The sequence below is a fragment of the Pseudoalteromonas sp. CNAT2-18.1 genome, assembly GCF_022347865.1.
Classification (GTDB): Bacteria; Pseudomonadota; Gammaproteobacteria; order Enterobacterales; family Alteromonadaceae; genus Pseudoalteromonas; species Pseudoalteromonas ruthenica.
In genome coordinates, this window is the sequence record NZ_JAKRFR010000005.1 from 207,114 (window position 1) to 229,365 (window position 22,252).

16 protein-coding genes are annotated in these 22,252 nt (G+C 47.3%); 5 read left to right on the forward strand and 11 right to left on the reverse strand.

The genetic code is table 11. The features are described 5' to 3' along the window. Positions 1–81: 81 nt before the first annotated feature. Positions 82–2,583 (forward strand): EAL domain-containing protein, encoded by a 2,502-nt coding sequence (locus MHM94_RS12460; RefSeq protein ID WP_151173429.1) that lies wholly within the window; start codon positions 82–84, stop codon positions 2,581–2,583. Positions 2,584–2,826: 243 nt separating this feature from the next. Continuing rightward, complete coding sequence (locus tag MHM94_RS12465; RefSeq protein WP_053909813.1) at positions 2,827–3,030, forward strand: hypothetical protein; 204 nt, start codon at positions 2,827–2,829, stop codon at positions 3,028–3,030. Between the two features lie 13 nt (positions 3,031–3,043). Here MHM94_RS12465 and MHM94_RS12470 read toward each other — a convergent pair whose 3' ends face one another. The 7 genes from MHM94_RS12470 to MHM94_RS12500 form a co-directional block, all read right to left on the reverse strand. Further along, complete coding sequence (locus MHM94_RS12470; RefSeq protein WP_022945413.1) at positions 3,044–3,964, reverse strand: hydrogen peroxide-inducible genes activator; 921 nt, start codon at positions 3,962–3,964, stop codon at positions 3,044–3,046. Positions 3,965–4,071: 107 nt separating this feature from the next. Further along, positions 4,072–5,340: an inorganic phosphate transporter gene (locus MHM94_RS12475; RefSeq protein ID WP_022945412.1), complete on the reverse strand. Its 1,269-nt coding sequence runs from the start codon at positions 5,338–5,340 to the stop codon at positions 4,072–4,074. A gap of 75 nt (positions 5,341–5,415) precedes the next feature. Beyond that, positions 5,416–6,093, reverse strand: coding sequence for a TIGR00153 family protein (locus tag MHM94_RS12480; RefSeq protein WP_022945411.1), 678 nt, complete (start codon positions 6,091–6,093; stop codon positions 5,416–5,418). 270 nt (positions 6,094–6,363) lie between these two features. After that, a complete protein-coding gene (gene phoU, locus MHM94_RS12485; RefSeq protein WP_022945410.1) occupies positions 6,364–7,065 on the reverse strand; it encodes a phosphate signaling complex protein PhoU in 702 nt (233 codons plus the stop codon). Positions 7,066–7,128: 63 nt separating this feature from the next. Continuing rightward, positions 7,129–7,953, reverse strand: a complete 825-nt coding sequence (pstB, locus tag MHM94_RS12490; RefSeq protein ID WP_022945409.1) for a phosphate ABC transporter ATP-binding protein PstB — start codon at positions 7,951–7,953, stop codon at positions 7,129–7,131. A 29-nt stretch (positions 7,954–7,982) separates the two neighbouring features. Then, positions 7,983–9,632, reverse strand: a complete 1,650-nt coding sequence (gene pstA / locus MHM94_RS12495) for a phosphate ABC transporter permease PstA (RefSeq protein ID WP_045979224.1) — start codon at positions 9,630–9,632, stop codon at positions 7,983–7,985. 16 nt (positions 9,633–9,648) lie between these two features. Further along, entirely contained in the window at positions 9,649–11,880 is a 2,232-nt protein-coding gene (locus tag MHM94_RS12500; RefSeq protein ID WP_235419530.1) for an ABC transporter permease subunit, read from the reverse strand. 331 nt (positions 11,881–12,211) lie between these two features. Here MHM94_RS12500 and MHM94_RS12505 point away from each other — a divergent pair, with 331 nt between their 5' ends. The 3 genes from MHM94_RS12505 to MHM94_RS12515 all read left to right on the forward strand — a co-directional run bounded on the left by MHM94_RS12505 (position 12,212) and on the right by MHM94_RS12515 (position 16,376). Beyond that, positions 12,212–12,712, forward strand: a complete 501-nt coding sequence (locus tag MHM94_RS12505) for an ACT domain-containing protein (RefSeq protein ID WP_022945406.1) — start codon at positions 12,212–12,214, stop codon at positions 12,710–12,712. Positions 12,713–12,823: 111 nt separating this feature from the next. Then, positions 12,824–14,899 carry a polyphosphate kinase 1 gene (gene ppk1, locus MHM94_RS12510; RefSeq protein WP_235419529.1) on the forward strand — a complete coding sequence of 692 codons (2,076 nt, stop codon included), beginning with the start codon at positions 12,824–12,826 and terminating at the stop codon, positions 14,897–14,899. Next, a complete protein-coding gene (locus MHM94_RS12515) occupies positions 14,886–16,376 on the forward strand; it encodes an exopolyphosphatase (RefSeq protein WP_235419528.1) in 1,491 nt (496 codons plus the stop codon). Before ppk1 ends, MHM94_RS12515 begins: the two co-directional genes overlap by 14 nt. Here MHM94_RS12515 and MHM94_RS12520 read toward each other — a convergent pair. From MHM94_RS12520 to MHM94_RS12535, 4 genes are all read right to left on the reverse strand, one after another. Beyond that, positions 16,362–16,817 carry a hypothetical protein gene (locus MHM94_RS12520; protein ID WP_026111172.1) on the reverse strand — a complete coding sequence of 152 codons (456 nt, stop codon included), beginning with the start codon at positions 16,815–16,817 and terminating at the stop codon, positions 16,362–16,364. The two genes, MHM94_RS12515 and MHM94_RS12520, sit on opposite strands and share 15 nt — an antisense overlap. A 108-nt stretch (positions 16,818–16,925) precedes the next feature. Next, the gene (locus tag MHM94_RS12525) at positions 16,926–17,648 is read right to left on the reverse strand and encodes a glutaredoxin (RefSeq protein ID WP_053909820.1); all 723 of its coding nucleotides are present in this window, start codon (positions 17,646–17,648) and stop codon (positions 16,926–16,928) included. Next, positions 17,645–20,764: an efflux RND transporter permease subunit gene (locus MHM94_RS12530; protein ID WP_235419527.1), complete on the reverse strand. Its 3,120-nt coding sequence runs from the start codon at positions 20,762–20,764 to the stop codon at positions 17,645–17,647. Before MHM94_RS12530 ends, MHM94_RS12525 begins: the two co-directional genes overlap by 4 nt. Then, positions 20,761–22,218 (reverse strand): efflux RND transporter periplasmic adaptor subunit, encoded by a 1,458-nt coding sequence (locus tag MHM94_RS12535; protein WP_235419526.1) that lies wholly within the window; start codon positions 22,216–22,218, stop codon positions 20,761–20,763. The genes MHM94_RS12530 and MHM94_RS12535 overlap by 4 nt, the downstream gene beginning before the upstream one ends. Between the last annotated feature and the right edge of the window lie 34 nt (positions 22,219–22,252).

Consider the following 22,252-nt stretch of genomic DNA (forward strand, 5'->3'; position numbering starts at 1 on the left):
CGCATAGCGCTTGTCTCGGGTGACAATTACCTATAATCTAGCGGATTCAATTTAGGTCTTAAACAGTTGGGTTGCGATACCATGGCTACGCCGTTGAGCCTCATGATAGTCAATGCCAGTGCAGTTGAGCGCAGCATCATTAAACGTACTTTGGGGCGTCTCGATATTTTCTCTGTGCTTGAGTTCGCAGACTCCCAAGAAGCATTGCAGGTGCTGAAAGAACGCGCGGTAAGCTTAGTAATTACCGGACTGGATGTAGGCACCATCGATGGCTGGCGCTTTTCACGAATGATTCGCTCCGGATTGTTGAAAACCCCTAAACACACCCCGATTGTACTGACTCCCCCTTTTTATTGTGAACGTATCGCCGAAACCACAGCTCGCAGCTATGGTATTGATGCGGTTGTGCCCATTGAACGCCAAGATTTACTACCGCAAACACTGGCCAATGTTCTGTCCACGCAACTCGATAAAAGCAGTCGTTTAGGTCTGCTGCTACTCGAAGCCGATAGCACCAAAGCAAAAGCGATGAGTGAGGCTTTAGCGTTAAACTTTGCCGTTGAAGTATGCAGCTCTGTGCGCCAAGCCTTAAGCACGTATTTGCAAGGGCGTTACGCCATCGTATTGCTAGATGCCAGTATTGCCAATGCCGAGACTGCTAACGAGTTGGTTCAAAGTATTCTCTCTCATAATGCCAGCCAAGCGATTGTCACTATTATAGATAGCCACGACGCTGACTATGCCGAGCGTTTATTGTTGAGCGGCGTCACCGACTTTATTCGTCGCCCTTACAATGACGCACTACTAATGAAAGTGTGTGACCACGCCGCGCGTCGTGAAGACTTTATAGCCAGCTACAGCGAGTTTGAGAAGAAAGTGGCGCAGCTAAGCCAAAGTCAATCACGCTATAAAGAGCTCTATTCAGCGCACCAACGCATCCTTATGCATCTTAATACCATCGTTATGGAGCTCGACGAGCAAGGCTGCATCCGCTTTATTAACCCAGCCTGGGAAGCAAATACCGGGTATGGTTTAAAGCAAAGTATTGGCAAGCCGCTTACCAACTACGCGTTAGCGCATGACCAAGCAAGGCTCCAGCAAGTATTGAGCGCTGTTGCTCAGGGTGAGCAGCAGCGGCGCAAGATAGAAGTGCAACTGGTTACACAACAAGGCAATAGCGCTTGGTTTGAATGCCGTTTCCAGCATGTTAATGAAGCTAATGCTGGCGCGGTGATCACCGCTTCCATCGACAATATTGAAGAGCGCAAGCAGGCGGAGTTACAGTTACAACACTTAGCATTACACGATACCCTTACAGGGCTTCACAACCGCTATTATTTTGACCAACAACTCTCTCAGTTGTGTCGCCAAACCCGTGCTGATGATGAGCACGCGCTGATTTACATCGACCTTGACCACTTCAAAATTATTAACGACAGCAAGGGCCACCAAGAAGGTGACGTTGTTCTTAAAGAGGTCGCCAACTTATTCCAAGAGCATATCGGCGATAGCCACTTAGTCTTTCGCATCGGCGGCGATGAGTTCGCTATTTTACTTAGAGACACCCCATTTTTAGACGCTCATATGGTGGCTGAAGGGGTATGTATGGCCATTGATAGCTACCAGTTCCATTGCCAAGAGCAGCTCTACTCTATTAGTTGCTCAATCGGCATTACACAAATATCGGCACAGAATAACGATGCTAGCGAATGCCTTAAGCAGGCTGATATCGCACTGTATATTGCCAAAAGTCAGGGCCGTAATTTAGTGCATTGCTATGATGCTCGTGACTCGCAAAGTAATGCGATGCAAAGCGGCTTGGAATGGGGTCACAATGTGCGCTCGGCACTGCAGCAAAACAACATCGAATTACACTATCAGGCCGTGTGGGACATTAAGCGCTCGCGTATTGCTTATTATGAAGCCCTATTAAGGCTGGTTGTTGATGATGAGCTTATCTACCCAAACCAATTTATCCCAGCTCTTGAAATGCTCAATGACAGCTACTTGATGGACCAATGTGTAGTTCGCCGAGCGATTAGCGATCTCAGTGAAAACCCGCAGTTACAGCGTGTTGCCATCAACCTCTCGGCGCAATCGTTTTTAGATGAACGTTTGTTGCCGCATATTCGCGCCATGCTCAATGATTATCACGTCGATCCCAAGCGCGTTATTTTTGAAATTACCGAAAGTGCCAGCATTGATAACCTGAGTGCAACCCGAGACATGATCTGCGCGCTTAACGAGCTTGGCTGTGACTTTTCCATTGATGATTTTGGCACTGGATTTAGTACCTTTGACTATCTTAAGCGCTTGCCAGCGCAGCATGTCAAAATTGACGGCTCATTCGTGCGCGATATGCAACATGACCCCATAGACTATGCGTTGGTTAAGGCCATCAACGATATTTCACGCTCGCTGAAAAAGCATTCAGTAGCGGAATACGTTGAAAATAAAGAAATTTATAACCTACTTAAAGAAATTGGTGTCGATTACGCCCAAGGCTACTTTATCGCCAAACCCGCCCCGATAGCGTCATTGCAAAACAATCAAAAAATAATCTCTGCAAAAACATCTAGCTAAGTAATAACGAACGAAATTTAACAATTTAGCGCTTTTTCTGAGCGCTCATTTAGCTATACTCAAATTATTCAGTGCGCTGTGAGAGAAGCAGGTTAAGCACGTACAGTTAATTATTAACCTGCTGAAAATACTAAATAAATCATAAAGCCCAACAATGGAATGTGGCATAGCCGGAGAGGTTATATCGGCTTAGAAGACATTGTCTATCAATGACATCAACAAGGCTCGTTAAGGAAAATCAACATGACTGCTTTAGTAACATTACTGCTGAGTATAAACATGCTCATCGCCAGCCAGTGCTACCTTCACGCCAAGCGCAAGGGGTATCCGGTACGGCTGTTTTTAGCACTGGGTGTTATTCCGTATTTTAACCTTGTGGTCTGGGTCTATTTGTTGTTTTTACCGGCACTAGAAAAGCCCCTGTTTAAACCAAAATCAACACCTTAGACAGCTAGGTTCATTAAGGCTCTTCACTGCCCACCGTGCTGCAAGTACGCAGGAACTCACCGACTTTATCGCTGAATAGCCGGAAGTCACCGATTCTTCCTGTGGTCTTGCGCCAAATTAAACCAACATCGCGATGTGCATCAGCGCCGGAGCTGGTAGCCACCAGCGGCTTGGCATCAAGTATGCCCGCGTTAATCGCCATTTGTGGTAAAAATGTAACGCCCAACTTATATTCCACCATCGACAGCAAGGTGTGTAAATTCGCGGCTTCGAATGGGTTGATGCAACTCGCTCGCTCCAAATTACACGCACTGAGCGCATGCCCGGTCATACAGTGCTCACGTTCAAGGAGGAATACGCTGTGCTCTGGAAGCGCGTTGTAATCCACCGACTCATCAATGGGATAGTCTTTGTGTTTCACGAGGTAGAACTTGTCTTTTGCCAATATCTGCGTGTGAAAGCGTCCAGTTTCATAAGGCAGTGCTAGCAGCGCGATATCGATATGGCCATGCTCTAACTTATCGAGTAGGTTATCACTGGTGTCTTCTACCAGCACTAAATCCAAGTCTTTAAACGTCTCTTTGCAGTAGCAATAAAGTGGCGCAGCGACAAAGCTAGCAATAGTCGGAATAACGCCAAGCGTTAGCGTACCGCTAAGCGGGTGCAGATGGCTGCGGGTCAGCTCTTTCACACTCATGGTGTCGTTAATTATTTGCTTGGCCTTCGCTACCACCTCTTCGCCAATGCTGGTGAACATTAAACTGCGGTTTTCACGCTCAATAAGTTGCACGCCAAGATTTTCTTCAAGGTTTTGAATCGCGCTACTCAAAGTCGACTGGCCGATATAACAGGCGCTAGCTGCGCGACCAAAATGTTGATGCTGATGAACTGCGATTAAATATTGTAGTTGCTTGATACTAGGCAGGTTGGTCATGTTTATTGCTCACAAATAAAAAGACCCCAACACCGAGGGCGCTGAGATCTTTTCAAGCTAAAAGACGGTTCTGTCATGTGTTGTGGGAGGTAACTCCCACAACGACGTTATACGCCGAATACTGTTCTTAATATGTAGAAGATTACAATAGCAAGAGCAGCACCAACAGGCAATGTTATTACCCAAGAAACCACAATGTTTCTGATCACACTCATATTCAGTGCAGCAATGCCGCGTGCCATACCCACACCCAAAACGGCACCGACTAGTGTTTGCGTGGTCGAAATTGGCAAGCCAGTACCAGAGGCAATAACTACTGTTGATGCGGCTGCAAGCTCAGCTGCAAAGCCTCGGCTTGGCGTTAAGTGCGTAATTCCTTCACCAATGGTTTTAATCACTTTCTTACCTAAGATAGCAAGACCCATTACGATACCTAGGCCACCTAAAGGAAGAATCCACCATGCCAGTGCTGCTTTTTTCGCAAGCTCACCGTTATTTTCAACGATATTTACAACGGCAGCAAGTGGGCCTATGGCGTTGGCAACATCGTTCGAACCGTGTGCAAAAGCCATACAACAAGCGGTCAGTACCATCAGTACGGCAAACACTTTCTCAACGTTGTTAAACTGCATCGCCTTATCGGCTTTAGGGTCCATTTTTAAGCGTTTAATGGCAAGCATACCAATAATGCCGATAAGCACAGCAATAGCTACCGACAAGGCATAACCTTCAACCGTTCCTAGGTTGATACCAATGTGCTTTAGGCCTTTTTTGATAGTCACCAAGGACATGACAAAACCAGCCAAACCCATATAGATAGGTACGTAGCGTTTAGCATTATCCAGTGGGTTATTGGTATCGAAAATAAGCTTTTGCGCGCTCATAAAGATAAGGTAAGCAATGAAGCCTGATAGCGCAGGCGTCACCACCCAGCTACCCACAATCCCCGCAACCTTGGTCCATTGAATCGCTTCGCTACCTACAGCAACGAGAGCAAAACCAATAATAGCGCCGATAATAGAGTGTGTTGTGGAAACAGGCCAGCCTAAAAAGGACGCAATTAATAACCAGCTACCGGCCGCGAATAATGCTGAAATCATGCCCAACACCATCAGTTCGGGGATATCAGCAAACGGAGCGGCGTCAATAATGCCTTTACGTATGGTTGATGTAACCTCACCACCGGCTAAGTATGCGCCAGCGAATTCGAAGATCATCGCAATGATAATCGCTTGTTTAATGGTCAGTGCTTTAGAGCCCACTGACGTACCCATTGCATTGGCTACGTCATTGGCACCGATGCCATAAGCCATGAAGAAACCTACCGCAGCGGCAACCAACACCAGCACGGTACCGTAGGACGAAATAATATCCATCAGAATAACCTTATTGTCTTAACTTTGTTTGAGCCAGCAGTGTGTTCATATTGTCTTTGCTGGATCTTGGCAATGTTAACGAGCTAGCAATACTTCTAAACGCGAACCAACGCGCTCAGCAATATCGGCTAAATCGCCCACCCACTCGATGATCTTGTACAAGAACATGACATCAACAGGGTTTAGTGTATCTTCAATGCGACGCAATTCTTGACGTAGCTTAATTTGCATATCGTCTGTATCTTGCTCAATCGCATCAAGTTCGGCGAGCATTTTCTCAACCAGGGTTACTTCACGACCACGGAAGCCTGTTTCAAGTAATTCATCTAGCTCATTAATAGCTTTTGATGCTTGCTTGGTGGCGTCCACACAGCGTGATAGATACTGTAAGAAGTCGCTTTGGATGGTTTTTGGGATTGCCATCTCACGGCCAATAACGCGTCCAGCGATGTCTTTAGCTTTATTGGCTATCTTGTCTTGGTGGGTGATCAGTTCGAGCAAATCGGTGCGCTCAACTGGAAGGAACAGTCCACGTGGAAGATTAAGTCTAATCTCACGTTTAAGATCATCAGCCTCACGCTCTATGGAGCGTATTTTAAGACGTAACTCTTCCGCTTCTTGCCATTGAGACTCAAATACATGCTCAAAAAAGGGAATGAGTAGCGCACTTGCTTTGTGCACTTTTTTAATATGATCTTCAATTGGTTTAATAGGTGATTTTGCAAAAACCCCTAAAAACGCATTACTAGGCATAACTGACCCTTTGAATCTAAGTTTGCAATAAAACCGTCATAAATAGGTCATAAACATAGACTACATTGGTTTTGTAGGCTCGTTTCTTTGCTATTTTCCACGACTTAGTTTAACTATGCTTTCGAGCGCAATTTTACCCTATGTGCAGCTCAAACGCATCGAATTTCATGCCTTATTCAGTAAGCTTTTACACTCAACTGGCAATGATTATTTAACATCATAAAAAAAGGGCAAATGTCCGTATTTGCCCATCTTTATTTTCTAAAATAATTACAGTGTCTTAGCGATATCTTCTTGGGAGATATGGCGAATATCCTTGCCGTTGACGAAATAAATCACATATTCGGAAATATTCTGACAACGGTCGCCAATGCGCTCCAAAGAACGTACCGACCAAATTAAGTCCATTACCTTGGGAATTGAACGCGGATCCTCCATCATATAAGTCATGATTTGGCGGGTGAGTGCTTCATACTCACGGTCCACTTTTTCATCCGCTTTGTGCACTTCAAAGGCCTTCTGCGCGTCCATACGGGCAAACGCATCCAATACGTCATGTAACATGATTGACACTAAGCGACCCATATTTTCAATGTTATTGAGCAACCCTTGCTGATCTTTAGTGAAAGAGTCTAATGCTACTTTGGCAATGCGCTCAGCCTCATCACCAATACGCTCTAAATCAGCAATAGTTTTGGCAATGGCAACAACTAAACGTAAATCACTGGCCGCTGGTTGGCGTTTAGCGATGATGCGCGTGCACTCCTCGTCAATGTTCACTTCCATGGCATTGACGCGGTAGTCATTAGCTTTAACCTTTTTTGCCAACTCAGCATCGTTTTTACTGACTGCATCAAGGGCACTGTTTAGTTGTTGCTCAACTAACCCACCCATGCTCAGTACATGGTTACGTACACTCTCTAGCTCTTCATTAAACTTGCCGGAAATGTGTTTGTTTATATTGTGTTCCATAATCGCCTTCTCAAAATTCTACTCTAGTAATCATAGCAACAAGCGTTGCAACATGCCGCGAGATTAACCGTAACGACCGGTAATGTAGTCTTCGGTTTTCTTCTTACTAGGGGTGGTGAACAGAGTATTAGTATCGGCATACTCAATAAGCTCACCCATATACATAAATGCCGTTTGATCAGATACCCGCGCCGCCTGTTGCATGTTGTGCGTTACGATCACCACGGTGAACTTGTTTTTGAGCTCACTGATCAACTCTTCAATAACCAGCGTTGAAATGGGATCCAGCGCCGAGGTTGGTTCATCCAGCAATAACACTTCGGGTTCGATGGCGATAGAGCGAGCAATCACTAAACGCTGCTGCTGACCTCCAGAAAGACCAAATGCACTGTCGTGTAGACGATCTTTGACTTCGTCCCACAATGCCGCGCCACGTAATGACTTTTCCACCACTTCATCGAGTTTACGCTTGTCTTTAATGCCTTGTAGGCGCAAGCCATAAACCACATTCTCATAAATAGACTTAGGGAATGGATTCGGGCTTTGAAACACCATGCCAACGTTACGGCGCAACGCTGCCACATCCACACGCTTGTTGTAGATATTCTCGCCGTGAAGCAGAATTTCACCGTCGATACGGCAGCTATCTACTAGGTCGTTCATACGATTGATACAACGTAGTAATGTTGATTTACCACAACCCGATGGGCCGATAAACGCAGTTACCTGACCTTTAGGAATATCCATACTGACATCACTCAGCGCTTGCTTCTCGCCATAGTAAAGATCGAGATTTTTAATCTGCAATGCTGTTTGCTCTGGCGTTAGGTTATTCAAATCTAGCTTATCGCTGCTTGATGCATTTACCTGGGGTGCAACTGTAATCATAACTTTGTTACCTATCTCAATTCTTTACATTACTTATCTAGGGCGCGGAACTTTTCACGCAAGTGGTTACGAATACCAATTGCGGTGATGTTCAAGGTGATGATCACCGTCACCAGTAAAAACGCGGTTGCATAAACCAAGGGTCGCGCAGCCTCTACGTTCGGGCTTTGGAAGCCGACGTCATAAATATGGAAGCCTAAGTGCATAAATTTACGGTCTAAGTGCACATAAGGGAAGTTACCATCTAACGGTAAGGTCGGAGCCATTTTTACCACCCCAACTAGCATCAACGGCGCCACTTCGCCCGCCGCGCGCGCTACCGCCAGAATAAGGCCGGTCATAATCGCTGGGCTCGCCATTGGCACCACGATGCGCCACAATGTTTCCGCTTTAGTCGCACCTAGGGCGAGTGAGCCTTGACGCACTGAACCCGGGATTCGAGAAAGTCCTTCTTCGGTGGACACAATCACTACCGGCAAGGTCAAAATCGCCAGGGTCAACGCCGACCACATTACCCCAGGCGTACCAAACACGGGGCTAGGCGCCGCTTCAGGGTAAAATAGCTGATCTAAACTGCCACCTAACATATAGACAAAGAAACCAAGACCGAATACCCCGTACACAATCGACGGTACACCTGCGAGGTTAATCACCGCGATACGGATCATCTTCGTCACCGCATTTTTCGCTGCGTATTCGTGTAAGTAGATAGCGGCCACCACCCCAAACGGTGTCACGATCACGGCCATTAGCATCACCATAAACACGGTACCGAATATTGCTGGGAAAACGCCACCTTCGGTGTTCGCTTCACGCGGGTCATCGGCGATGAACTTGCCCAACTGACCAAAGTAATGACCGAGCTTGGCAAAGAAGCCCATGTCATTTGGCTGCCAAAAATCAAGCACTTGATAAAGCGGTAAGGTCACCATTTCACCACGCATGTCTCGCACGATCACTTTGTCTCGCTTGGCGGCGTCACGCAACGCGAAGAGCTCTTTCTCATAGCCTTTATAAGCTTCACGCAAACGTTTACGCTCGGCTTCAAGCTCAGCCATGTGCTCGGGTGTTAGGTCATTATCAAGCTCATACGCACGCTCTTGTAGACGTAATTGCTCAAGTTCATAGTTAATGTGACCGATTTCACCGTTTTGTAAATCAAGCGCCTGCTCATTAAGCTCAACCGCGCGCTCGACCAGCTCTTCCAATTTGGCGACCTTGTCGCCTTGTACCAGCTCACCTTGCTCATAGACCTGCTCAATATAACCATAGAAGTTACCGTTTTTTGAGCGTTCAAACACTGCAAGCTCTTTCGGCGTCGACTGTTTTTGGATGTCGGTTTCTAATAACCAACGGAAATCCAAATCAACATACTCACGGTTACCGGTTTTAATTAGGTAACGGGTAATCTCTTCGGCGCCATAGTTTTTTAACTCAACCCCGGAAGCTCGTACTCGACTCGCAGGCACCGCCTCGCGATCATAGATTTCACCAATGACCGTTTGCTGAGGTACAGAGCCTTGAACTTCAAACTGGTGTACTTCTGATGGCCAGAAAAAGCTCAGGCCACGCCATGCAATTAGCGCTAACAAGCCAATTACAGAAATCAAACTGATGCTTACAGCACCACCGGTCATCCAAATCCAAGGAGAACCAGACTTAAACCACTGTCTTACCATGTCGTGTCTCCTCTAATTACAGTGAGCTGTATTTTTCACGCAGACGCTGACGAACAAACTCAGCAAGCGTGTTAAACACGAAGGTGAAAATAAAGAGCACAAAGGCTGCCAAGAATAGAATGCGATAGTGTGAACTACCCACTTCAGATTCCGGCATCTCTACGGCAATGTTTGCTGCTAAGGTACGCATACCTTGGAAGATACTCCAATCCATAATCGGGGTATTACCGGTGGCCATGAGTACGATCATGGTTTCACCCACGGCGCGCCCTAAGCCCATCATAACCGCCGAGAAAATACCCGGACTCGCTGTCAACAAGACCACCCGTACTAGGGTTTGCCACTGGGTGGCTCCTAGAGCTAGAGAGCCTTGCGTAAGGTGACGAGGAACACTGAATACTGCGTCTTCGGCAATCGAAAATATGGTCGGAATAACGGCAAAGCCCATAGCAATACCCACAACCAACGAGTTGCGCTGATCGAAAGTCATACCCAATTCATTGGTAATAAACTGACGTGCATTACCATCAAATAACCAGTTCTCGACGCTGCCGCTCATGGCAAAGGAAACCCAGCCAACCAGTAGCACAACCGGCACCAAAATAATTGAGTGCGCTCCATCAGGAATACGATGACGGATCTGCTCAGGCAGTTTTGTCCAAGCAAAGGCGGTGCTGATAATGGCAACGGGCAGCAATATCAACAACGCGACTATGGCGGGCAAGTTTTCCTCAATCAAAGGCGCTAACCAAAGACCAGCAAGGAAACCGAGAATAACGGTTGGTAAGGCTTCCATAATTTCAACGGTGGGCTTCACCACTTTGCGTAGTTCGCTAGACATAAAGTAAGCGGTATACACAGCAGCAGAAAGTGCAATGGGCACAGCAAATAGCATGGCGTACATCGCCGCTTTAAGAGTACCGAAAGAAATTGGGATCAGTGAAAACTTAGATTCAAAATCATCACTGGCCGACGTTGATTGCCAAATATAATCAGGCTCAGGGTAGCCTTCATACCAGACTTCCTGCCACAACCCAGACCAAGTTACCTCCGGATGCTCATTCTCAATTTCTATCACCTTCACTTGGTTATCAGCCAAGATCAGCGCCGCATTTGAACGCGGAGCAATGGCAAAGTTTTTGATCATGCCATCGGCCACTTTGCCTTGCCATAGTTTCGCTTCACTGGTGGTGTAATACACCCCTAGCTCACCATTATCACCGGCAGTAAAGAAAGTGCGGCGATAAAATTCGGTGTAAATATCTATGGCTTTTTGCTTTGAAGTTTCAAAGGCGCGGATTTTCTTAAAGGCTTTGCCGTCATCGGTATTCACCTCAAACCACTGCGATACCTCGCCATTGTCGTTTGCCAGCATCAGTGAATTGGCGCCAGCAAGCAGCTGCGCGGAAATAATGTTGGCATTTTCTTCGTTAGCAGCAAGTACTTGAGTCAGCTCAACGTCGCTGGCATAACGGCTGTTATAGATATAGATTTGGTTGGCTGAACGCACGAAAACGCGACTGCCGTCGGGCGAGATCAACAGCTCATCAATGCGGCCATCGATGTTAAGCTCGGTTTGTTCAGCCACCCACTCAACCTCGCCGGTCATGAAGTTTTCTTCACCGACATAGGCGCTAAATACCACTCGCTTGTCTGCGGTTAGGGCCACCATCACCACTTTTTCTTCACTTTGCGAGAACGCAAAACGTGTAATGGCCTGACCTTGTGGGTCAACCTCTAGCGGCTTTTCGCCTAAGGGGTAAGTCAAACGTGGAGTCAACTTGCGCTGATTATTAGGGAAGCTCACCATAAAGCTTGGCTTGACGATAACCGCCTCACCATTGCTTAACCCATAGGCATATAAACCTTGGTGCGGTGCGCTAGACGCAAAGCTGGTCACGTCTGCAGGAAGAACCGTTTTCAGCTCGGTCATTTGTTGACCAAAGCCTTGCTCTTGAATGTTGTAAAAGTCCACCGCCCCATCACGCTTAAGCAGATAGGCAATTTCGGTTTGTTCTTCAAGCCCTAAGCCGACAACATCCTGTTGTGCAACATCAAAGCTTGCACGCTCTTCGATGTGCGCAGACTCAAAAATAGGTTGCACCACATAGAGGAGATAGAAAAATATCAGCAACAGCGCCACGAGCACCATTACCCCGCCAGAGGTAATGCCAAACTGGGCTATCTTGTCTTTAAATAGACGGCTTCTATCCGTGCTAAATGTTAAGTTTTGCGGATTGGAAGTCATCAATACACCCTTATATCTTTACGATGCGCGGATTATATTTCATCAAAATGACAGTTTTGTTACATAACGGAAAAACTAGTACGAAATGAGTAAAAAACACCCAATACTACCAAGGCTGTTTTTACATCTGGTTATGACCTATAGCAAATTGCCATTGCGAAGAATTGGACAAACCCCGAAAAGGGGTCAATACTTGCTCATAGCGAGCACATGAAGACCACCTTAACTTTTTAATAATTATACGTTTATCTATCTTATTTTAAGGCTGTGCTCGAAAAAGGCAGCCGCATGAGCTGACTAAATTTCCACAATAATAAAGAGACCGTTATTTATGCAGCAGTTAGTACTGACCGTATTAGGCCAAGATCGTCCCGGCCTCGTTGAAGAACTTTCCTCCGTCATCTTAGATCATCACGGCAATTGGCTAGCCAGCAACCTCTCACATCTCGCTGGTAAGTTTGCTGGTATTGTTCAGGTAGAGGTCGCTGAAGAGCACCTGAAAGAGCTTCAAGACGCACTACAACAATCCCCTCACTTAGAGATCCGTATTGAATCAGGAGATAAACTCGCCAATGACACACCTGAGTGTTTAAACCTTGCGATCACAGGAAATGATAGACCTGGTATAGTGCAAGAATTAGCCGCAGTGATACGTCACAAAGGCGCCAACATCACGCACCTGACGTCGAAGCAACAAAGTGCTCCCAACTGGGGTTCGCCCTTATTCAGTGCGGTTGCTACGGTTACCTTGCCAGCGGGGATGCAGCGCGATGTCGTGATCGACGCTCTGGAATCAATCACTCCAGATGTTATCGTTGATATAGAAAGCTAAAAACAACTTGTATCTACTAAGAAGATGACAGCGCTGTTATGTCATCTTCTGGTCATACTGCGGTAATAAATTAATACACTCACGCAGACTCTCTTCTACACTGAGTGTATTATGAAACCGGAACATATTGTTATGCAGGCGAGCTACTACCCCAAAGAGCTCAGTTGGCTTTCTTTTAACGAGCGCGTACTGCAAGAGGCAAAAGATAAAAACAACCCTATCATTGAACGCATTCGCTTTCTGGGCATATTTTCCAACAATCTTGATGAATTTTTTCAAGTGCGCGTTGCTGACGTAAAACGTCGTATCCTGCTGAACAAACTTCCAGATGCAAATTTCGATGAAGATGAAGCCCTAATGCAGAAAATTCAGGACAAAGTACTTAAGCTAGGGCAAGACTTTAACGTTATCTATGATGATATCTTAGTGGCCCTCAACGAGCACAATATTCATGTTGATCGACCCGAGCAACTCAGTGAGTTTCACCAGCAATGGCTGTTAGCATATTTTAAATCTGAAGTATTAGAGCACCTGTCGCCCATTCTGCTTGATCAAAACAAAAACTATTCCGAGCATATCAACGACACCATGACCTATTTATTTGTCGAAATGCGTCATGAGAAAAGCCACTATGCATTGTTGGAAGTGCCGACCAACCGACTACCACGTTTTGTGCAATTACCTGCGGAAAAAACCCGCCGCCACAAAACTATCGTCCTGCTTGATGACATCATTCTCTATTATCTTGAACAGGTATTTGCCAGCTTTTTTAGCTTTGACGCCATTCGTGGTTTCGCCATTAAGCTCACCCGTGATGCTGAATATAACCTCGACGATGAAATCGAAGAAGGCCTGTTGGATAAAATGTCAAAAGGTCTAAAACAGCGGCTGCGCTCAGAGCCTGTGCGTTTAGTGTACGACAGTGCCTTGCCCGGGGAGATGCTTAAAGCACTGAGGCGACGCTTGGGGATCACTCGCTATGATGCCCTGATCCCAGGCGGCCGCTATCGCAACTTTCGCGACTTTTTAGCCTTTCCCAATGTCGGCCGGCGCTACCTTGAGAACCGCCCACTGGCAACCATTCGCTCACACACTTTTGATCATTTCACAAGCGTATTTGATGCCATTAGCCATCAAGACATTCTGCTGTATTACCCCTACCATACCTTCAATCACTTTTTGAACTATGTGCGTCAAGCATCTTTCGACCCTGACGTATTACATATAAAGGTCAATATTTATCGCGTTGCCAGTCAGTCGCGGTTAATTGGTGCGCTGGTGAATGCGGCAAAGAATGGTAAGAAAGTAACCGTTATGGTGGAGTTAAAAGCGCGCTTCGATGAACAAAATAATATCCAATGGGCAAAGAACTTGGACGAAGCAGGGATCAAGGTGATCTTTGGCATCCCTTCTCTCAAAGTGCACTCCAAACTGTGCGTGATTCATCGCAAAGAGCACGGGCAGATTGTGCAATATGCACATATTGGCACCGGCAACTTCCATGAAAAGACAGCAAAAATATACACTGACTTTAGCTTATTCACTCGCGATCCTGAGATATGTGAAGAGTGCGATAACGTGTTTAAGTTTATCGAGCACAGCTACAAACACTTTAAGTTTAAGCATCTGATGGTCTCACCTGTGAATGCGCGTGAGCGTATCGATGAGTTGATTGATGAGCAAGTAACGCTAGGAAAGAAAGGTCACATTTTTATCAAGGTCAATAACTTAGTTGATAAAGAGTTAGTTGACAAGCTGTATATCGCGGCCCAGACAGGGGTTAAAATAAGGCTGATCATTCGTGGTATGTGCTCTTTGGTCCCCGGCATCAAGGGGTTCAGTGACAATATTAAAATCATTAGTATCGTAGATCGTTTTCTAGAGCATCCTCGGGTGATGGTCTTTGGCAGTGCTGAGCATACCCAGGTATTTATTTCATCCGCTGACTTGATGACACGTAACCTTGATCACCGGGTAGAAGTAGGCGTCCCTGTTTATAATCGCAGCTTACAGCAGGTAATCATCGATATACTCGAGTTACAGTGGCGCGATCGCAGTAAAGCCCGTGTGATTGACGCCGAGCAAAGGAATCATTACGTTCGTCGAGGGAACAAGAAAAAAATCCGCTCGCAAATTGCCATTCATGATTACTTAAAGAAATGGGAAAGCAATCGTGCACACCAATGATGTCACTACTTTCGCTGCTGTCGATTTAGGCTCCAACAGCTTTCACTTGTTGCTAGCAAGAGAGGTCGATGGTCGTTTAGAGGTGTTACACAAAGAAAAGCAGCGCGTATACCTTGCCGCTGGCCTTGATAACAACGACTGCCTGAGTGATGAGGCCATAGAAAGAGCGGTCAGCGTTTTACGGCAATTTGCTCGCACTCTCATCGATTTTCCTGCCGCCAACGTTAAGGTGGTTGCGACCTATACCTTACGCCGAGCGCGCAATATCAAAAGCTTCATGCGCCGTGCTCGTTCGGTGTTTCCATTTCATATCGATGTTATTTCTGGTCAAGAAGAAGCGCGCCTCATTTATCAAGGCGTTGCCCAACATATACACCACGAGGGGCTGCGTTTGGTGATTGATATCGGTGGTGGTAGTACCGAGCTGGCCATCGGAGAGCATCACCAACATCTGCGTTTGAGCAGCAGGAACATGGGCTGCGTGAGCTATTCGCAACAGTTTTTTGCTGACGGGCGTATCTCAAAAAAGCGCTTTAAACGCGCTATTGTTAAAGCCGAGCAGGAGTTAGAGTCTATCGCGAATAGCTTCACCCAATTAGGTTGGCAACATGTACTGGCCACCTCAGGCACAGCCAAAATGCTCAGCGCCCTGTGCCATCAAGGTGACTTAACCCAGCCACTCACCCAATCAGCATTGGCAACCTTGATTGAAGCGAGCTGCGACTCAGGCCATATAGAGCGATTGGAATTTGCCGAGCTCAGCGAAGAGCGGCGCCCCACTTTTTGTGGTGGCCTAGCGATTCTTTACGCCGTGATGACGTTTTTTGATATTGATGCACTCACCTACTGTGACTTTTCACTGCGCGAGGGCATTCTTTACGAGCTCTCAGAGCTGCACGCGCACAAAGATATACGTGTTGCCACGATAGCCAATATCTCCACTCGATATGTGGTTGACAGTGAACATGCGGCCAATGTCAGTGCCACCTTGCAATGGCTCTTTCCTCATATTGAGCAGCCTTGGCAGTTAACCCATGAGGATGATCTCCCCGTGCTTTTATGGGCAGCTCAGCTGCATGAAGTCGGCTTAAGCATAAACTCATCTGGATTACATAAACACAGTGCCTACATTATTGCTAATAGCCAACTTCCGGGGTTTACCCAAGAGCAACAGCAGTTACTTGCATGTCTTATTCGCTTTTACAGAAAAAAAATTAAGCTCAAAGCGTTGCCTGAGTTTATTGCGCTTCCTTCACTAACGTTGAAGCGCATGATTGCCCTATTTCGCCTTGCTGTATTAATGAATCAAAAGCGCCAAGCCAAGCAAAAGCCTGACTATAAAATCAGCGCAGCGAGTCATGAGCTCACGTTGCAACTTGGCAAGCAGTGGCTGTCTGATAACACCTTGCTCGCTGCCGACCTTGAGGCCGAGCAGCAACAATGGAAAAAGCTAGGGCTAGATTTACACGTCTTTTAGGCGATTAGCGCTTTGCATCATTTGTTGTAGCGCATTTTGTTCAGTGAGCAGTATTTGCGAAAGCACGTCTTTACAATCTTCAATCTCTGCACGCTCGGTAAGGTACTGATATAGATCGATAACCTGTTGATGTTTTTTGGCTAGGTAGTTTTGTACTTGCTGCTCATCATGGGCCATATCGGCACTTAATGATTCGAAGTCAATCAGCTCTGGATTTTCGGCAAAATACTCATAGCACCAAGTATTTAACGCATTAGAGCTGGTTAATATTTTAAAACTGGCAACGTCAGCAGCAAGCTTCCCCTCATACCCACTTAGATAATCTAACAGCATGGCACAGCGCTTATCGCTGCTTAAGCCGAGCTGTTCAAAATTGGCAGCAAGTCGGTTGTGAAATTCCACTGTCCAATCCAGTACATGATTAATCTTTTTAACTTGCATATAGCCTCCTTTAGATAGTGTTTTATACACAGCAAGTTTCATGCACAAAAAAGCCCGCTGTCACACGGGCTTCTTAATGCAATGGGCATTCACTGTTAGGTAATTATTTCACCCTAGGGTGTAAAAGATCCAAAGACCCATTACCAACATGATGGCGTTCTCAGAAAAGCTGACGGCCCCTAGAGGGACTGATTGATTACCACCAACACACGCACAGTTGAGGTCACGCTTATCGATATATACGGCTTTAAATACCGATATCCCGCCAATGAGACCAGCAAAAGTCGCAATCACAGCCGTCGCCCATGGCCATAAGCCGCTGAGCATCCCCAGTCCGGCAGCAAGCTCTAAAAACGGATAAATGTACCCATAAGCAGGGAGCTTCATGGTCAGTAGGTCATACTGTTTAAAGCCATTAACAAAACTGCCTATATCCATCAATTTTAACAGCGCCAATAAACACAGTGATGCGCCCATAAAGCTCATCACTAAGGTGGATAATTGCCATCCCATATGCCCAGCGCTTAGCGCAAGAGCGATAGCAAAAGCGGTGCTAAATACTGCTATAACGGGCGTATAGCTTTGCTCATCGTCTTGTTCATCGCTCTGTACACCAAAGTGCTGCTGTAAATCATCGAAGCCGCCAATACGCTCACCATCCAAGATGATTTGCGGTGTAGTGCCAACATCGAAGCGAGATTTAAGTGCTTGCTCCTCTTCCTTATCGGCAAAAACATGATCTTCATAGTCAACATTCTGGCTATCAAGGAGCGCAATGGCCTTTTCACCAAATGGACAACTCGGTTTGCGATAAATATGATTATTACTCATCTCGACTCCTTGTTTGTGTGTTTTACCCGCCATAAGAAATACACAGCAGGGATAACGATCAGTGTCAGCAACAATGCACTTGCCATGCCACCGACCATAGGCGCGGCAATGCGGCTCATTACCTCACTGCCGGTACCGCTGCCATAGAGTACGGGCAACAGCCCAATAATAATGGTCGCAACCGTCATCATTACTGGGCGCACTCGCAATCCAGCACCGGTTTTAATCGCTTGGCGTAACTGAGCCGGTGTTAATGGCCCATGCTGGAGCTTGGCCTCATCATAAGCTTGATTTAAATACACCAGCATAATCACGCCAATTTCTACGGCGACACCGGCAAGAGCGATAAAGCCCACACCCACAGCCACCGACAGATTGAATTGCATCAGGTAAAGCAACCACACCCCACCGATAAGCGCCAATGGCACCGTGCCCATGATAATGGCGACCTCAGCAAAACGGCGAAAGTTTAAAAACAACAAAATAGCGATAATAGCGAGGGTCAAGGGCACCACATAACTGAGCTTGGCTTTCGCCCGCTCCATATATTCATACTGACCCGCAAAGCGCAGTGAGTAGCCAGGAGGTAACTCCAAAGACTGCTGCAGATAGGCTTTAGCTTCACTAACATAGCTGCCCATATCGACGTTATTGATATCGACAAACGTCCAGCCGTTAATGCGCGAGTTTTCGCTCTTGATCCCCGCAGGCCCAGAAGTGACGCGAATGTCGGCAACATCATCGAGCTGTAATTGCACGCCAGTAGGGGTAATAATGGGCAACCTCCCTAAACTTTGTGGCGAATCACGGTAGCTTTGCGGAAAGCGCAGGTTAATGGGGTAACGCTGTTGCCCTTCGATAGTTTGCGTTAGGGTTTGCCCCCCTACCGCAGTGGCAATCATGCTTTGCACTTGCGCCATAGACAGCCCATAGCGGCCAAGCAGCGCGCGGTCAAAACGAATATCTAAATAGCGTCCTCCTGCCACCCGCTCAGAGTATACCGAGGCGGTGCCGGGAAAGTCTTTCAATAAACGCTCAATATCCTGACCAATTTCTTGAATTTTATTTAAATCTGGCCCCGCCACTTTGATCCCCACCGGGGTTTTAATACCGGTGGCGAGCATATCGATCCGGGTTTTTATCGGCATCACCCAAGCATTGGTTAACCCAGGAAATTTAACGAGGGCGTCTAACTCGTCCTTAAGCTTATCGATGGTCATGCCCTCACGCCACTGGCTCTTTGGCTTAAACTGAATAAAGGTTTCAATCATGGTCAATGGTGCAGGATCTGTGGCGGTATCAGCGCGGCCTATTTTACCGAATACCGATGCCACCTCTGGCACGGTGCTGATCAATTTATCGGTTTGTTGCAGTAGTTCACGCGCTTTACCGATTGATAACCCTGGATAAGTGGTGGGCATGTACATTAAGTCGCCTTCATCCAAAGGCGGCATAAATTCGCTCCCCAGCTTACTCAGTGGGTAGTAGGTTGCCACACCCACTGCCAGTACCAATAACAAAGCAACCTTAGGGAAACGCAAAACGCCACCGAGCAGCGGCCGATAAAGCGCAACCAATAGCCGGTTTAAAGGGTTTTTATTCTCACTGACTACCTTGCCACGAATAAAGTAGCCCATAAGCACAGGGACCACGGTAATAGCAAGGCCGGCAGCGGCCGCCATGGCATAGGTTTTGGTGAACGCCAACGGCGCAAACAAGCGCCCCTCTTGGGCTTCAAGTATAAACACCGGCAAAAAGCTGACTGTGATAATAAGCAAGCTAAAAAATAACGCCGGCCCCACTTCGGCCGCTGACTGCGCAACAATACGCCAGCGGTTATCCTTGTTCAGCGGCTCTCGCTCCATGTGTTTATGCATGTTTTCTATCATCACAATAGCGCCATCGGTCATTGCCCCAATGGCGATAGCAATCCCGCCCAACGACATGATATTGGCGTTAATCCCCTGCATATACATGACGATGAATGCCACTAAGATACCCAGCGGTAAGGTGATCACCGCCACCAGCGAAGAGCGCAGGTGAAAAAGGAAGGCCGCGCACACCAACGCCACAATGAGAAGCTCTTCAAGCAACTTATCAGCTAAGTTATCAATAGCGTTGCCGATGAGATTTGAGCGGTCGTACACCGGGACAATTTCCACGCCTTCAGGGAGGCTGCCACGCAGTTCATCTAGGCGCGCCTTAACACCATCAATCGTACGCTGAGCATTCTCACCAAAGCGCATCACCACAATACCGCCAACGACCTCACCTTGACCGTTAAGTTCAGCTATACCCCGGCGCATTTGCGGCCCCAGCGTCACTCGCGCCACATCGCGCAGCAGCAGCGGCACACCATTGTTTTGAATCCCCAACGGCGTTTGCGCTAGTGCGTCAGTAGATTGAATATAACCGGTGGCAGTGACCATATACTCGGCTTCGGCTTGTTCTATCACAGAGGCGCCAATCGCCTGATTGTTATCTTTTACCGCCCGTGCCACCATCGCCACAGGAATGTCGTAGGCGCGTAATTTTTGCGGGTCGAGCTCAATTTGATACTGCTTTACCATGCCACCGACCGTGGCCACTTCGGACACCCCGTGCACCGCTTGCAGTTCGTACTTTAGCAACCAGTCCTGAATACTGCGCAGTTCACTTAAATCATGGCTGCCTGTGGTGTCAGTGAGGGCATAAATGTACACCCACCCGACCCCGGTGGCATCGGGACCCAGACGCGGCTGAGCGCTGCTCGGTAAGTCTCCCTCTACTTGTGACAAATACTCTTGTACGCGTGAGCGGGCCCAGTACATATCGGTGTCATCATCAAAAATGATGTAGACGTAAGAATCGCCAAAGAACGAAAAACCGCGCACGGTTTTTGCCCCCGGCACTGACATCATGGCGCTGGTGAGTGGAAAGGTGACCTGATCTTGTACCACCTGAGGGGCTTGACCAGGGTAGCTGGTTTTGACAATCACCTGCACATCGGACAGATCTGGAATTGCATCAACCGGGGTGTTCTTTAAGGTATATAAACCAGCTCCAGTGAGCATCAAGGTCATTAAAACCACTAAGGCTCGGTTTTTTATCGACCAATGAATAATTGCCGCGATCATGATGCACCTTCCTGCTCGCTTAGGATCTCAATATCGGTGATCACAAATTGCCCTGCGCGTATCTCAAAACGAAAGCGGACTTGCATACCTTCACTGAGAAAATCAGTGGCCAGCCCGGCATCTAATTTGAAGTCCATAGTCGTCGCTTCGCGATTCCATTTTGCAATCGGACCTCGCGCGATACGTAGGGTACGCTCAGCGTGATTAATGGCTTTTACTTCGCCGTTCACCCTAGCATGGGCATAATCGCGTTTATCTAAGCGCGCCAGCTCAGCTTGTTTATTCGACTCGGAATCCAGTAAGAACTGACCCGAGGTCACTATTTCTTGGCCTGGCTCTAAGCCGGCGAGAATCTCAACCCATGAATCGGCCACGCGACCGGTGTGCACCGCTACCGATTTAAAGCGTCCATCGCCGAGAGCCAGCACCACACGCTGTCCTTGCGCGGTATTAATTACCGCTTGCTGGGGCACACTCAAGGTCGGGGCGTTATTGCTGGCATCAATGACAACTTTGGCAAACATATTCGCCTTGAGCGCACCATTTGGATTGGCAAAGCGCAATCTCACTTGGGCTGTGCGCGTCGTCGTATCAAGGCTGGGGTAGACATATTCAACGCTGCCACGCCAGCGCATTTGTGGTAAGTAATCCAGCGTCATCACCGCGTCTGCGCCTTCGTTTAAATACGGCAATTGACGCTCATGGACATCGACAATCACCCATACTTGGTCGGTTGCAGCGATATCCATTAATGAATTTTCGGGCTTAACGTAAAAGCCTTCGCGCACATTAAGCTGCTCAATCACACCATCTTGTCGTGCATAATAGGTGATATTCTGCTGCACCTTGCGTGTTTCGGTGAGCTCCTCGATAAAGCTGGGGGCAATTTTAAACGCTTTCAGGCGAGCGACTGCGGCGCTGCGCAGCACCTCGTCTTGGCTATTAAGGGCAAGAATAAATTCCTTTTGAGCGTTGACTAAATCAGGGCTATACAAAGTATATAAAGGCTGGCCCTGGCTGACTTTCGCGCCTGCAGATTTGACATAAAGCTGTTCAACCCAACCAGCCACTCGCGGGTGCACATGAACCATGGCTTCTTCATCGTAGCGAATATTGCCAAACGATGTAATCGAGTTAACCAGTTGCCGCTTGGACACTTGCGCACTGCGAACACCGAGGTTGTTCTCAACACTGGCGCTAATGGCAATGACGCCCGGCTCATCTTCAGGCTCGTCATACACCGGCACCAAATCCATCCCCATAGGAGATTTTCCCGGACCATCGCGGCGATAGCTGGAGTCCATTGGCGCGACCCAGTAGAGCGGCTGTTTCTCAGCGTTTTGTTGTTCTTCGGTTGATGATGCGGGTGCACCATCGTGACTTACTTGGGTCACACCCCAAGTAACTGCAGCCGCAATACCCATCGCGAGTGCATACTTCACTAATTGTTTCATTTTGCTTACCTAGAAATAGAGATATCAACAGTAT

What these genes read in the sequence shown, in the direction of transcription:
- MHM94_RS12520 (WP_026111172.1), bottom strand. Translation starts at nt 16,817, where the DNA reads ATGCAAGTTAAAAAGATTAATCATGTACTGGATTGGACAGTGGAATTT.
- MHM94_RS12460 (WP_151173429.1), top strand. Translation starts at nt 82, where the DNA reads ATGGCTACGCCGTTGAGCCTCATGATAGTCAATGCCAGTGCAGTTGAG.
- ppk1 (WP_235419529.1), top strand. Translation starts at nt 12,824, where the DNA reads ATGAAACCGGAACATATTGTTATGCAGGCGAGCTACTACCCCAAAGAG.
- MHM94_RS12535 (WP_235419526.1), bottom strand. Translation starts at nt 22,218, where the DNA reads ATGAAACAATTAGTGAAGTATGCACTCGCGATGGGTATTGCGGCTGCA.
- pstB (WP_022945409.1), bottom strand. Translation starts at nt 7,953, where the DNA reads ATGATTACAGTTGCACCCCAGGTAAATGCATCAAGCAGCGATAAGCTA.
- MHM94_RS12480 (WP_022945411.1), bottom strand. Translation starts at nt 6,093, where the DNA reads ATGCCTAGTAATGCGTTTTTAGGGGTTTTTGCAAAATCACCTATTAAA.
- MHM94_RS12475 (WP_022945412.1), bottom strand. Translation starts at nt 5,340, where the DNA reads ATGGATATTATTTCGTCCTACGGTACCGTGCTGGTGTTGGTTGCCGCT.
- pstA (WP_045979224.1), bottom strand. Translation starts at nt 9,632, where the DNA reads ATGGTAAGACAGTGGTTTAAGTCTGGTTCTCCTTGGATTTGGATGACC.
- MHM94_RS12525 (WP_053909820.1), bottom strand. Translation starts at nt 17,648, where the DNA reads ATGAGTAATAATCATATTTATCGCAAACCGAGTTGTCCATTTGGTGAA.
- MHM94_RS12470 (WP_022945413.1), bottom strand. Translation starts at nt 3,964, where the DNA reads ATGACCAACCTGCCTAGTATCAAGCAACTACAATATTTAATCGCAGTT.
- MHM94_RS12530 (WP_235419527.1), bottom strand. Translation starts at nt 20,764, where the DNA reads ATGATCGCGGCAATTATTCATTGGTCGATAAAAAACCGAGCCTTAGTG.
- MHM94_RS12500 (WP_235419530.1), bottom strand. Translation starts at nt 11,880, where the DNA reads ATGACTTCCAATCCGCAAAACTTAACATTTAGCACGGATAGAAGCCGT.
- MHM94_RS12505 (WP_022945406.1), top strand. Translation starts at nt 12,212, where the DNA reads ATGCAGCAGTTAGTACTGACCGTATTAGGCCAAGATCGTCCCGGCCTC.
- MHM94_RS12465 (WP_053909813.1), top strand. Translation starts at nt 2,827, where the DNA reads ATGACTGCTTTAGTAACATTACTGCTGAGTATAAACATGCTCATCGCC.
- phoU (WP_022945410.1), bottom strand. Translation starts at nt 7,065, where the DNA reads ATGGAACACAATATAAACAAACACATTTCCGGCAAGTTTAATGAAGAG.